The organism is Devosia sediminis (assembly GCF_016411825.1).
In the GTDB taxonomy this organism is placed as follows: Bacteria; Pseudomonadota; Alphaproteobacteria; order Rhizobiales; family Devosiaceae; genus Devosia; species Devosia sediminis.
This window is the reverse complement of sequence record NZ_JAEKMH010000005.1, coordinates 168,450-182,054: the sequence shown is the minus strand read 5'-3', so window position 1 is coordinate 182,054 and position 13,605 is coordinate 168,450. Positions and strand designations below refer to the sequence as shown.

General features: G+C 64.5%; 10 protein-coding genes. 5 read left to right on the top strand and 5 right to left on the bottom strand.

Annotated elements, in window-relative coordinates; genetic code table 11:
• Window positions 1-348 precede the first annotated feature (348 nt).
• The 4 genes from ftsH (at window position 349) to denD (ending at window position 5,769) form a co-directional block, all read left to right on the top strand.
• Entirely contained in the window at window positions 349-2,280 is a 1,932-nt protein-coding gene (gene ftsH / locus JEQ47_RS19125) for an ATP-dependent zinc metalloprotease FtsH (protein ID WP_198878039.1), read from the top strand.
• Between the two features lie 121 nt (window positions 2,281-2,401).
• Window positions 2,402-3,745 (top strand): phosphoglucosamine mutase, encoded by a 1,344-nt coding sequence (gene glmM / locus JEQ47_RS19120; protein ID WP_198878038.1) that lies wholly within the window; start codon window positions 2,402-2,404, stop codon window positions 3,743-3,745.
• A gap of 172 nt (window positions 3,746-3,917) precedes the next feature.
• On the top strand, window positions 3,918-4,643 hold the full coding sequence (locus tag JEQ47_RS19115; RefSeq protein ID WP_198878037.1) for an outer membrane protein: 726 nt from the start codon (window positions 3,918-3,920) through the stop codon (window positions 4,641-4,643).
• 136 nt (window positions 4,644-4,779) lie between these two features.
• Window positions 4,780-5,769, top strand: coding sequence for a D-erythronate dehydrogenase (gene denD, locus JEQ47_RS19110; RefSeq protein ID WP_198878036.1), 990 nt, complete (start codon window positions 4,780-4,782; stop codon window positions 5,767-5,769).
• A 6-nt stretch (window positions 5,770-5,775) separates the two neighbouring features.
• Here denD and JEQ47_RS19105 read toward each other — a convergent pair whose 3' ends face one another.
• From JEQ47_RS19105 to JEQ47_RS19085, 5 genes are all read right to left on the bottom strand, one after another.
• Entirely contained in the window at window positions 5,776-7,077 is a 1,302-nt protein-coding gene (locus tag JEQ47_RS19105) for a PQQ-dependent sugar dehydrogenase (RefSeq protein WP_198878035.1), read from the bottom strand.
• Window positions 7,078-7,206: 129 nt separating this feature from the next.
• Entirely contained in the window at window positions 7,207-8,250 is a 1,044-nt protein-coding gene (locus JEQ47_RS19100; protein ID WP_198878034.1) for a glutathione synthetase, read from the bottom strand.
• Between the two features lie 9 nt (window positions 8,251-8,259).
• Complete coding sequence (locus JEQ47_RS19095) at window positions 8,260-10,116, bottom strand: flavohemoglobin expression-modulating QEGLA motif protein (protein ID WP_198878033.1); 1,857 nt, start codon at window positions 10,114-10,116, stop codon at window positions 8,260-8,262.
• The gene (locus tag JEQ47_RS19090; RefSeq protein WP_198878032.1) at window positions 10,113-10,934 is read right to left on the bottom strand and encodes an N-formylglutamate amidohydrolase; all 822 of its coding nucleotides are present in this window, start codon (window positions 10,932-10,934) and stop codon (window positions 10,113-10,115) included. The genes JEQ47_RS19095 and JEQ47_RS19090 overlap by 4 nt, the downstream gene beginning before the upstream one ends.
• 44 nt (window positions 10,935-10,978) lie before the next feature.
• A complete protein-coding gene (locus JEQ47_RS19085; RefSeq protein ID WP_198878031.1) occupies window positions 10,979-12,184 on the bottom strand; it encodes an NAD-dependent epimerase/dehydratase family protein in 1,206 nt (401 codons plus the stop codon).
• Between the two features lie 276 nt (window positions 12,185-12,460).
• On the opposite strand from JEQ47_RS19085, the gene JEQ47_RS21130 reads away from it, so the two are divergent.
• A complete protein-coding gene (locus tag JEQ47_RS21130; RefSeq protein ID WP_198878030.1) occupies window positions 12,461-13,567 on the top strand; it encodes a helix-turn-helix transcriptional regulator in 1,107 nt (368 codons plus the stop codon).
• Window positions 13,568-13,605 lie beyond the last annotated feature (38 nt).

The window sequence follows — 13,605 nt, the reverse complement described above, 5'->3', positions numbered from 1 at the left end:
GTCCCACAGGTTCCAGTCCGGCCGCGACGGGACGAGCGATCCCCCGCCGCCGGACAGTTCCAAAAACCGGCGCCCCGGGGCGGTATGCGTCTCGCATTTTTAATCTCATGAGGCGCCAGCCGCCTCGGGGTCCGTCAATAGTCCAACCGGAGGCCGACAGCCGACCGGACAAGACCGCTGCCATTGCATCCTTTTGCTCGCCACCGCGTATTAACCCCATCGCGACATTATGACTGGACGGAAAGGCCCGAAGAGCCGAGGTCTTGCCCTTGTAACGCCCCAATGAGGGTCTTACATTCGCCCAACACTGGCGCGTGCCATGCGCCGGCCTCTCCGGGACAGGATTTGATGAACGGAAATTTCCGCAACTTCGCCATCTGGCTGGTCATCCTCTTTATGCTGATGGGCCTGTTCCAGGTCTTCCAGTCTTCCACGCGCACCATGTCCGTGGGCGAAAAGACCTACAGCCAGTTCGTCAGCGATATCGAGGCGGGCCGCGTCTCTTCCGTCACCATCACCGACAATGTCGTTTCGGGCCAGCTCAGCGACGGAACCCGCTTCGAAACCATCATTCCCGATGGCGCCGACGTGATCACCAAGCTCGAGAACTCCAATGTGGCGATCACCGCCCGCGCGCCGGAATCGAGCCCATTCTGGTCCATCCTGCTTTCGAGCTGGCTGCCGTTCATCGTCATCATCGGCGTCTGGTTCTTCTTTATCCGCCAGATGCAGGGCGGTGGCCGCGGTGGCGCCATGGGCTTTGGCAAGTCGCGCGCCAAGCTGCTGACGGAAACTCAGGGCAAGGTGACCTTCGAAGACGTCGCTGGTGTCGACGAAGCCAAGCAGGATCTCGAGGAAATCGTCGAATTCCTCCGCGATCCCGGAAAATTCCAGCGCCTGGGCGGCCGCATCCCGCGCGGCGTGCTGCTGGTCGGCCCTCCCGGTACCGGTAAGACGCTGCTGGCTCGCTCGGTCGCCGGCGAAGCCAATGTTCCCTTCTTCACCATTTCCGGTTCCGACTTCGTGGAAATGTTCGTCGGCGTCGGCGCCAGCCGCGTCCGCGACATGTTCGAGCAGGCCAAGAAGAACGCACCCTGCATCATCTTCATCGACGAAATCGACGCCGTCGGCCGCCAGCGTGGCGCGGGTCTCGGCGGTGGTAACGACGAACGCGAACAGACCCTCAACCAGCTCCTCGTCGAGATGGACGGCTTTGAAGCCAATGAAGGCATCATCCTGATCGCCGCCACCAACCGTCCCGACGTGCTCGACCCGGCCCTGCTCCGTCCGGGCCGCTTCGACCGCCAGGTCGTCGTGCCGAACCCGGATGTCTCGGGCCGCGAAAAGGTGCTCAAGGTCCACGTCCGCAAGGTGCCGCTGGCCCCCGACGTCGACCTCAAGGTGCTGGCCCGCGGGACGCCCGGTTTCTCCGGTGCGGATCTGATGAACCTCGTCAACGAGGCGGCCCTGATGGCGGCGCGCAAGAACAAGCGCTTCGTCACCCACCAGGAATTCGAGGACGCCAAGGACAAGATCATGATGGGCGCCGAGCGCCGCACCATGGCCATGACCGACGACGAGAAGAAGCTGACCGCCTATCACGAGGCCGGCCACGCCATCATCGCCCTCAAGGTTGCCGGTATCGACCCGATCCACAAGGCCACCATCATCCCGCGCGGCCGTGCGCTGGGCATGGTGATGACCCTGCCCGAGACCGACAGCTATTCGTTCAGCCGTGAAAAGGCCCTGGCCCGTCTCACCATGCTGTTCGGCGGCCGCGAAGCCGAGATCATCAAGTTCGGTCCGGAAAAGGTCACATCAGGCGCCTCGGGCGATATCCAGATGGCGACCAACCTCGCCCGCTCCATGGTCATGGAATGGGGCATGAGCGAACGGCTCGGCCGCGTGCGCTACCGCTCCAATGACCAGGAAGTGTTCCTCGGTCATTCGGTGACGCAGTCGCAGAACATGTCCGACGAGACGGCCAAGCTGATCGACGAGGAAGTGCGCAAGCTGATCGAGGACGGCGAAGCCTCGGCCCGCCATATCCTGACCACCTACAACGACCAGTGGGAAGCCATTGCTCAGGCCCTGCTCGAGTTCGAGACGCTGACCGGCGACGAACTGCGCGCCCTGATGGACGGCAAGCAGCCGATGCGTCCTGATGACAGCGGCCCGGCCGCGCCCAAGGCCACCGGTGTGCCCTCGGCCGGCAAGACGGGCAAGAAGCGCCCCGACAGCCCGCCCGAGCCCGGCATGGAGCCGCAGCCCGAGAGCTGACGGCGTTAAGCAGTCCAGTTAAGGGTCGCCGCAAGGCGACCCTTTCGCTTTGCCGGACACTCGGATAAAGCTGCGCAAAGTGGTATTAGACTTCCAAGACCAGTGAAACGGGGATTGAGACATGGCCCGCAGATATTTCGGCACTGACGGCATTCGCGGTCTCGCAAATGGCGACAAACTCACCCCCGAGCTCGCCCTCAAGGTGGGCATGGCGGCCGGCACCAAATTCGTGCGCGGCGACCACCGCAACCGCGTGGTGATCGGCAAGGACACCCGCCGCTCGGGTTATATGATCGAGCAGGCGCTGACCGCCGGTTTCACCGCCGTTGGCATGGACGTCTATCTGCTCGGGCCGATGCCGACCCCCGCCGTGGCCATGCTGACCCGTTCGCTGCGCGCCGACCTCGGCGTCATGATCTCGGCCTCCCACAACCCCTTTGACGACAACGGCATCAAGCTGTTCCGTCCCGACGGCTACAAGCTCAGCGACGAGCTGGAACTTGAGATCGAGGCGCTGATCGACAGCGACATGACCAAGCACCTAGCCCGTGGCCGCGACATCGGCCGCGCCCATCGCGACGAGGAAGCACGCACCCGCTATATCGAATATGCCAAGCGTACCCTGCCCCGGAACATCGACCTGACAGGCCTGCGTGTCGTGCTCGACTGCGCCAATGGCGCGGCCTACAAGGTCGCCCCGGTAGCCCTCTGGGAACTGGGCGCCGAGGTCTTCACCATCGGCGGTGAACCCGATGGCTTCAACATCAATCACAAGGTGGGCTCGACCGCCCCCGAAGCGGTGGCCGCCAAGGTCAAGGAAGTGCGCGCCGATATCGGCATTGCCCTCGACGGCGACGCCGACCGCGTCATCATCATCGACGAAAAGGGCAATGTGGTCGACGGCGACCAGTTCATGGCCGTGATCGCCGAGAGCTGGCTGGAGCGCCAGATGCTGGTGGGTGGCGGCATCGTCGCCACCATCATGTCCAATCTGGGTCTCGAGCGCCACCTGACCGGGCTCGGCCTCACCCTCGAACGCACCCAGGTGGGCGACCGCTATGTGCTCGAAGCCATGCGCGCCAAGGGTTTCAATGTCGGCGGCGAACAGTCGGGCCACATCATCCTGTCGGATTTCACCACGACGGGCGATGGCCTCGTCGCGGCGCTGCAACTGCTCTCCGTGCTCAAGCAGCGCGACCGCCCGATCTCGGAAATCTGCGCCCGCTTCGAAAAGGTGCCGCAGCTCCTGAGGAGCGTGAAGTTCAAGTCCGGCAAGCCGCTCGAGCACCAGCAGGTCATCCAGGCCATTGCCGATGGCCAGGCCATGCTGGGCAAGGGCGGGCGCCTTGTGGTCCGCGCCTCGGGCACGGAACCCGTCATCCGCGTCATGGGCGAGGCCGATGATGCGGCCCTGGTCGAGACCGTGGTCGGGCAGGTGGAATCCGCCATTCGCCAGGTCGCCTGACACGCACAAGTCCTTACCAGAGTGTAACTACCGAGCCGTGAAGTAACGGCTCGTAAACCACTGATGTTGACTGTGCAGTAGGGTTAAATTTTTAGGTTAAGCGCACTTTAAGAAGTTTGCCTGATATTGGCTGCAATCGACCTGGTGTCGTGGCAACCAAAGGAACTTCGTTATGCGTAGCCTCTTTGCAGCAGTGCTGATGGCAGGAGCCTCGGCCATTGCAGCGCCGGCCCTGGCGGCCGATATGTTCTATCCCCCGGTCATCGAGATCCCGGACGTTGATGCGGGCCTCGGCGGCGCCTTTTACCTGCGCGGCAGCGTGGCCATGAACGGCATGTGGGCACATACGAGCCGTCACCCCGATCTCAATGTCGACGTGCCGGTCACCCGCGGCGGCAGCGGCCTGTCGCTGGGCGTCGGCGTCGGCTACGAACTGGGCAACGGCCTGCGCTTCGACGTGACGGCAGACACGTTCAGCAATGACGGCATGACCGGCGAAGTGCCCACCGGCACCACGCTGACCGCCGGCCCGCATTCGCTCAACCTGCGCTCGACCATCGTCCTGGCCAACGCCTATTACGACTATTACCTGAGCGGTGACGGCCCGGGCAAAGGTACCTTTGTTTATGGCGGTGCCGGCGTCGGCTTTGCCAACAACCACTATATCTACACCACCACTCCGGGCACCGGTGCCCAGGATTCGGTCGGGCACAATCTCAGCCCCGCAGCCGCGCTCATGGTGGGCTTCGGTGTCGACTATGGCGATCTCGTCGCCGATATCGGCTATCGCGGCATCTATGTGAACTCGATCCGCAACGAAGTTGCGGCCTCCACCTACGAGGTCAACAACTCGCTGGCGCACGAAATCCGCGGCACCGTCCGCTACCGCTTCAACTAAGCGCGTCGTGGCGGCCCGCCACGACCGCCGCGTATACCAATAAAGGCCGGTGCCTCGCGACGCCGGCCTTTTCTCTTTGCTGGACGTTACCCTCCGGCCAGTGCTCAACTGGCGGCGATAGCCAGGGAGGATTGGCGTGCATATTCTCATTATTGGTGCGGCCGGCATGGTCGGACGCAAGCTCACCGAGGCGCTGATCGCGGCAGGGGAACTGGGCGGCAAACCGATCACGGCACTGACCCTGGCCGATGTCGAGGCCCCGATGCTGACGCTGGCGCCGTTTCATGTCTCGGTAGTGGCCGCGGACCTGTCGCTGCCCGGCGCGGCAGACGTGCTGGTCGCCAGCCGGCCGGACGTGATCTTTCATCTGGCCGCAATCGTCTCGGGCGAAGCCGAGGCCGACTTCGAGAAGGGCTATGCCATTAATCTCGACGGAACGCGGCTCTTGTTCGAGGCAATTCGGCGAGAGGGCCTAGTCGCGCCCTGGTGTCCGCGCCTCGTCTTCACCTCCTCGATCGCCGTCTTCGGTACGCCCCTGCCCGCGTCCATTCCCGACGACATGGCGCATACGCCGCTCACCAGCTACGGCACGCAGAAGGCCATCTGCGAACTACTGCTGGCGGACTATTCGCGGCGCGGATTTTTTGACGGCGTGGGCATTCGCCTGCCCACCATCGTCGTGCGCCCCGGCGCGCCCAACAAGGCGGCCTCGGGTTTCTTTTCGGGTATCATCCGCGAGCCGCTCAATGGCGTGGAGGCGGTGCTCCCGGTCGCCGACGACGTCCGCCACTGGTTTTCCTCGCCACGCTCGGCCGTGGGCTTCCTGATACATGCGGCAGAGCTCGATGCTGCCGCCCTGGAACAGCGGCGCAACCTCACCATGCCCGGGCTCTCGGCCACCATCGCCGAGGAACTCGCCGCACTCGAGCGATTTGGCGGCAAGCGGGTCGTTGCGCTGGTTCGCCGCGCGCCCGACGAAACCATCGGCCGCATTGTCGCCGGGTGGCCGCAGAATTTCAGCGCGCAGCGCGCGCTGTCACTGGGTTTTCGCGCCGAAACCAGCTTCGACGATATCGTGCGGGCCCATATCGAGGACGAGCTGGGCGGCCGCGTTCCGCTGGGTTGACCGGCCTCAGGCGCCGGTCACCCGCCAGATGACGTCGCCCACATCGTCAGCCATCAGCACCGCGCCATCGCTGGCCAGCGCCACGCCCACCGGACGGCCATAAGAGAATTTCTCGTCGGCCGAGAGGAAATCCTTGAGGATTTCGCGCGGCATGCCCACCGGCTTGCCATTCTGGAACTCGACAAAGGCCAGCTTGTAGCCGGAGAGCTTCGAGCGGTTCCACGAGCCATGCTGGCCGATGGCCATGCCGGAAGGGAAGCCCGGCAGCGTGCCTTCGGGCAGCCAGCAGAGGCCGAGCGAGGCGGTGTGGCCGCCCAGCGCATAATCGGGCTGCAGAGCCGAGGCCACCTTGGCTGCATCCTGCGGCACGCGATCGTCGACAACGCGGTTCCAGTAGCAATAGGGCCAGCCATAAAAGCCGCCGTCGATGACCGAGGTCAGGTAGTCGGGCGGGGTTTCGTCGCCGAGGCCGTCGCGCTCGTTGACCACGGTCCAGAGCTTCCCGCCAACCGGCTCCCAGGCCATGCCGACCGGATTGCGCAGGCCAGCGCCGAAGATGCGCGACTGGCCGGTGACGAGGTCAAGTTCGTGGATGCAGGCGCGGTTTTCCTCGGCAGCCATGCCGGCATCGCCGATATTGCTCAGCGAGCCAACGGCCACATAGAGTTTTGTGCCATCGGCCGACGCGATGAGATTGCGCGTCCAGTGCCCGCCGGGGATCAGGTCCATCAGCTTCTTGCCGGGCGACGTGATCTTGTTGGCGCCAGCCACATAGGGATAGGCGAGGACGGCGTCGGATGCGCCCACATAGAGCGTCGAGCCGACCAACGCAATGCCAAAGGGCTGGCGCACATTCTCGATATAAGCATGGCGCTCTTCGGCCACCCCGTCACCATCGGCGTCGCGCAGCAGGGTCACCCGGTTCGGGCTGTCGCCACGGGCCCCGGCCCTCTTCATGGTCGCCGCCATGGCGTGGTTGAAGAGGCCGGACGGCTTGCCATCCTCACCCATGGATTCGGCGACCAGCACATCGCCATTGGGCAGCACGACGACATTGCGTGGATGCACGAGATCGCGGGCAAAGGCATTGACCTTGAGGCCCGGCGCCGGGGTCGGCTTGTGATCGCCCTTCCAGCCCTCTGCCGTCGGCATCTTGAGGGTCGGGATCTTGCCCTGGGGCTTGGGATCGGGAATGGCAGGGGCGGTGCCATAGGCCGGTGGACGCGGGCCATCGCCGGAATGGCGGATGGCGACGGCGGCGCCGCCGACAAGGGCAACAAGGCGGGCGAAAAGGCTGGTCTGGGCCATGGATCGTCTCGAACAAGCGCGGAAGGAAACAAAGGCAGGAGCGCCACGCTAGTGCCTTTGCCGCGCGAGGGCCAGACCAGGCCTGCAATTATCACATCAATCGCATCCCCCGGGGCTCGCCGCCCCAGGTCAGAGCGTCGCGAGCTCGCGATTGCTGATGGCCCGCCCATAGGCCTTGCGGATGCCGATCTTTTCTTCGAGCGCCACGATCACGGTGTCAGAGAAATTGGTCTCGTACATTTCGGAGAGATTGTTGAGCCCGCCGGGGGTGAAGACGTTGATCTCGAGGATCTTGTCGCCGACGATGTCGAGCCCGACGATGAACATGCCGTCCTGCACCAGCTTGGGCCGCACCGCATCGGCAATCTCGAGCATGGTCGGCGTGACCTCGACCGGGGCCGGGCCGCCGCCGACATGCACATTGGAGCGGATTTCGCCCTTGGCGGGCACCCGGCGGAAGGCTGCATACTTGCCCTCGCGCATCAGCGGCCTGCCATTCATCAGGAAAAAGCGCACATCCCCCTCCCCGGCCTCGGGCATGAAGGCCTGGGCAATGAGATAGCCCTCGCCGCTCACCGCCTCGAAGATCTGGTTGAGATTCTGGTCCTTGGGCGAGGCGATCTTGAAGACGTTCTTGCCGCCCGAGCCCTGCAGCGGCTTGATGATGGCGCCCTTCTTCTGGCTGTCGATGAAGCCACGGATTTCCTCGATATTCTTGGAGATCAGCGTGGTGGGGCGCACCGAAGTCGGGAAATCCTGGAAGTAGAGCTTGTTCTGCGCCTTGGCCAAGCCTTCCGGATCATTGACCACCAGCACGCCGCGATCGGCCGCCAGGCGTCCGAAGATGGTGCCGATGCTGGCCGCCCAGGGGCGGTCGGACGCGTCCTGGGACGGGTCGTTGCGCAGGAACAGCACGTCGATCTCGGAAGCGTCGAAGGTCTTCTTTTCCTTGCTCGCCTGTAGGTCCTTGAACAGCGTTTCGGGCTTCTTGTAGTTGCTGGCCGGCAGCACGAGCCCGGTCACGGACAGGCTGTCGTCCGGCCGCAGCACGAAATCGCTGGGGGTCACGTAGCAGATGTCGTGGCCGCGATTGAGCGCGGCCAGCGCCAGCACGGTAGTGGTGAAATTGGGGGTCTCGTCTTCGATGGCGTTGACGAAGAAGGCGATGCGCATGCGGAACTCCTAGGCAGCCACGAGGTCAATGGGAGAAAGACCGGATCTGAGCCGGTCGAGGCGCTGATCGGCGCCCTTGATGGAGAGAAACTGCGGGGTGACGACGGGAGGCTTGAGCAGACCGCGCGTCGTCAGCTCCTGCATCACCCCGATATGGCCGGCGGCAATCTTGCCCAGCCAGAACGGATCGAGCGAACCGCCACCCTCGAGGTGACGGAGTAGCTCGAGCAGTCCCCTCAGATAGATGGCATCCTTGGCGAGGCCGCCGCCGCGATAAACGCGCAGGGCCAGGGTAAAGGCGGTGCGGTCGCTAAAGCCATGATCCCTGGTGAGGCTGGCATAGACATCGACGAAGCTCGCGCCATCAAGCATGGCCGATACCGCCAGCACCCGCCCAGCAATGAGCCGCAGGCGCGGCACGGTCATGCCGCCGGCTAAATATTCGGCAAGGACGGCCAGCCCCTCCTGCGCGCCCTCGTAGCCGGCAAGGCCGGCGCGAAACAGCCGCAGGCCATGACCCGAGCCATTGTAATAGGTGAGGAGATGCACACCCACCTCGTGGCTGAGCAGCGCCTCCACCCGGTCCTTCGCCATGGCGGTGTTGCGCGAAATCAGCAGCCTTCCATTGGACACCATCATGCCGGCTGGCAAGTCATCACGCACCTCGATGCGCGCGGCAAAGCTGCTCGACTGCCCGGCATAGCGCTCGATCATCGCCTGGGCCCGACGCTCGACGAAGCGATAGTCGACATTCTCGGCCTCGTTCTTACTGCGGCTCGAGGCTGTCGCCGTCATGATCTCCTCGGCTGCCTTGAGCAGCCGCGGCTCGACCGAGCGATAAAGCGCCCTTCCCAGTTCCCGGAAGCGCCGCGTGCCGCGCGCCGCGAGCATGGACAATTGCAGGTCCAGCTCCTGCTGCTTTTCCGAATAAAGGGCGCTCAGCACCGGGTCTTCGAAATGATCGAGCTTGATGGTCCAGAGCGCCCGCTTGCTTTCCGCGATATCGACGGTCAGCGGTCGGTAGAGAAAAGTCGGCTTGCGCTTGAAGCCGGCGGCGTTGAATTCCTGCCAGGCCGGCTCGGCATTGATCGGGGTGACCGCGAGGAGAAAGTCGAAGCGCGAGGCGACTTCGTCCACCGCCCTGTCGGCACGGCTGACCGCATCGATGAAGACGCGGCGGCCGAGCGAGCGATGGCTCACCGGCGACAGGCTGGTTTCGGCGCGAATGAAGCTCGCCGTGGCCTGCAGCACGCCGTCGAATATCGCTTCGACCAGCCGCTCGCGCAGTTCGGGATAGGTGTCGCGGGACTTGGGGACCTTGTAGATCGGCGCAAAGCGCACCGTCAGCACCGGATATTTCGGCAACCTCTGCGCGAGGCCGGCATGACGATCCTCGACCATCTCGCGCCGTGTCACATGCGGCGCGCGGTAGCGCAGGTCGACCTTTTCCAACGCGGCGACGAAATCGGCCAGCGCAGCCTGCATGGTTGCACCCGCAGTGGCGGAAACGCTGACCTCGAAGGGGGCAAGATAGGGCGCATCCTCGGCGCGGTCGTCTGCGGCCAGTTCGCCCAGGTCGACGACCAGAAAGCCGCCAAAGCGCTCCTGCATGACCGGACCGACCAGATTGATGACCCGCGTGGCATCCTGGAGGTTGCGCACCAGGAGGTGGGCCGAATTGGCCATGGCCGCCGCCCGCGCCACCGGGTCGGCGCGCCGGCCGACATGCACGGCCAGGAAGGGCATGGGACGATCCATATAGAGCCGCCCGCGGCCCCCGAGATCGAGCCGGATGGGACCATCGGTTTCAAGGCATTTGGCAATGGCGTCGAGATCAAGGCCGGCCGTCCCGGCCTGGCCGCTCATGGCCGGGCTCCCAGCGCCTCGACCAAAACGGGCAGGCTCGCGGCGATCGCTGCGCGCAGCTCGGCAATCACCATGCGATCGGGCTCACCCGTCCACTCGTCCATGAAGACCTTCTTGAACTCGACCGCAATGGCGCAGCCGGTCTCGGGGAAATGCTCGTGCACGAAACGCGTCTGTTCGCCCCGCCCCTCGAAGGCGATATTCTCGCGCACGTCGAGCTTGTGGCCCATGACGGTTTGTTCGCGCAACGCGTCCATGAAGGGGTCGAGCACATGGGCCCAGCGCGCCCGGTCCATGGAAAAGGTGCCGATATTGATGACCGGCGCCTTGTCGGGATCAGTGGGCGCGGCATCGGCGCCGTCCCGGCGATGATTGTAGCTGTGCATGTCGAGCAGCACGAAGCGATGATGCTCGGCCACGATGCTCTCGAGAAAGGCCTTCAGCATGGCGTAATAGGCGGCATGCTGGGCAAGGAGCGCCTGGAGGCGTTCTCCCTCGGGCGCGGAGCGCCAGACCTGGAGCCCCCAGGCCTGCTCGGGCGTCAGATAGACCGCGCCTTCAGACGGACGATTGAGATCGACCTCAAAGCGCGAGCGATGCACCACGACCCGATTGGCAATGTCCGCGATCATCTCCGCGGTAAACGGATCTTCCTCGCGCAGGCGCCCGGCCTCGTCGAGCGCCATGGCCTCCATGAGGTCCGGCCAGACATGGTGGCCGTCATGGATGGCGGTGCCCACAAGCGGCGAGCGGCCGCGCTCGAAGGACCACAGGGCGGATTGCCGGCTATCGATAGGAGAGGTGACGCTTGTATTCATGCCGCTCTAAACGTGCGGCATGAATTGTGGGTTCCCGTGCGGGGTTAGGCGCCTCGATCCTCCGGCGCGAGCCCAGGCCGCTGCGCCTTGGTCCAGAGCGAGCGCGCCGGGACGATGGCGGGATTGTAGCGCCCCTTGAAACGCTGGGCGATCTCCATGGTCTCTTCGAGCAGGCGATCGTCGAGGCGGATCGGCTCGAGGCCCAGCGCCCGGAACGTGGCATTGGACGCCCGCAGCGTGTTTTCCGGCGCTTCCTTGCGCGGATTGTCGACAAAGGCGATTTCGGCGCCGGTCATGGTGGCCACGAGTTGGGCCAGTTCGCGCACCTGCCGGGTTTCGGCAATCTGATTGAGAATTTTCACCTGGCTGCCGCGCTGGGGCGGATTGTCGATCGCAAGGCGGACGCAGTTCACCGTGTCCTGGATATGGATGAAGGCCCGCGTCTGCCCACCCGTGCCGTGGACGGTGAGCGCGTGGTCGACCACCGCCTGCATCAGGAAGCGGTTGAGCACGGTGCCATAGTCGCCGTCATAATCGAAACGGTTGATCAGCGCGTCGTCGCGGCGGGTTTCCTTGGTCTGCGTGCCCCAGACGATGCCCTGATGAAGATCGGTGATGCGCAGCTCGTCATTGCGGGCGTAGAACTGGAACAGCAACTGATCGAGCGACTTGGTCATGTGATAGACCGAGCCCGGCGCGGTGGGAAAGAGGATCGAGCGATCATGCTCGGTTCCATCCGGTCCCTTGACCACCACCGGCAGGTAGCCCTCGGGAATTTCGAGGCCGGCCGCGTCATAGCCATAGACGCCCATCGTGCCCAGATGCACGAGATGAATGTCGCGACGGGCCTCGACCAGCGCCACGAGGAGGTTGTGCGTGCCGCTGACATTGTTGTTGACCGTGTAGCACTTGCGCTCGGGCGTACTCATGGAATAGGGCGCGGCACGCTGCTCGGCGAAATGCACGATGGTGCCCGGCATGAAAGTGTCGATGACGGCGAGCAGGTCGCGATAGTCGCGGGCCACATCGACCTCGAAGAATTCGATATCCTGGCCCGATACCGCCTTCCAGGCGGCCAGGCGATCCGCCATGGAGGCGATCGGCGTCAGGCCTTGGGTGCCCAGTTCAGCATCGATCCGACGGCGCGAAAAATTGTCGACTATGCCGACCTCGTAGCCATGTGCAGACAGATGCAGCGCCGTCGGCCAACCGCAAAATCCGTCGCCGCCCAATACCAATACACGGGCCATGGCCGTCTCCTTTTGGTTGTGCCCTCAAAGCTGCAACGCAGGGGCGCGGACACGGCTTCACCGGTTCCGTCCGTTCCGTCGCGATCCTTAAGGCTTGGTTAAGTCTCACCCCGCACTTGCGCCGCGGCGCAGGCGAAGCAGTCGGGTTAGGCGCGAACTGTGTCCGAAAATAGCGCCGTCATCTCCTTTCCCACCGGAACCGCGCGATGCGCCGCAGGCGTTACAATGGGTGCGAAACCGGATATGCTCGCCTGCTCGGGGACTAGGGAGTAATACGTGTCGGACGCAGTGCTGGATCTCGAACAGCGCGCCTATGAGGCAGCGCTCCTCCCCGAGTTCTGGCCGGACGTTCTCGAGCGTCTTTCCCGCTTCGCGGGCGCCGCGGGCACTGGCCTCGTCACGCTCAACGAGCGGGGTGCCCACATCCTCTGCTCACCCTCGCTCGATGAAGCCAGGGCCCAAATCCTCGAGGGCAATTACATGGCCCGCAGCGGCCGCGCCGAGGCGGTGATGCGCAAGGGCCTGGTCGGCCAGCCGCGCTTTCTCAACGAGCACGACTATTACGACAGCCTCGACGACGCCATGACCGATCCTATCGTGCGCGACGTGTTCCGGCCGCGCGGCATGGGCTGGGCGTCGGGCTTTCTGATGCGCACGCCCGAGGACGACATGCTGATCCTCAATGTCGAGCAGCATTACGACAAGGGGCCGATCACCGGCGAGGCGCTGGCGGCGCTCGACGGCGTTTATTCCATCTTCGCCCGATCGGCCATGATCACCGCCCGCGCCGACCTGGCCCGCGTCCGCACCACGATCGAAACCCTGGCCGACCTGGGCCTGCCGGCTGCCGCCGTGACTCCCTCCGGCCGCATCACCGTCGCCAATGAGCTTTTTGCCTCTGCCAGCGCGGTGTGGACCACGCGGATGAGCGAACGCCTGGCTCTGCTGGATCCCGGCGCCAATTCCAACCTCGCCCAGGCGCTCGAAACCGTGCATGGCAATTCCGGCCAGCGCTCGATCCCGCTCCGCGATCGGCAGAGCAACCTGATTGCCGGCGTGGTGCAGGTCATCCCCATCCGCCGCGCCGTACACGACATTTTCGGCAGTTCCTCGGCCATTGTCGTGCTCAACCGCACCCGCACCACGCCCGATGCGCGGCTGGTGCATGCCCTCTTCGATCTCACGCCGGCCGAGATCGGCGTCGCTGAAAAGATCGCCGCCGGGCAGTCGGTCAGCCAGATCGCCGGCGCTACCGGCCGGAGCCTCGCCACCATCCGCAATCAGTTGAAATCAGTGATGGAAAAGACCGGCACCAGCCGCCAGGCCGAGCTGACGCTGCTGATGACGCAGCTCTCCATTCCCGCCGGCGGCGAGCCGAAATGAAAAAGGGCGCCTCGCGGCGCCCTTGAACCATCCCATTT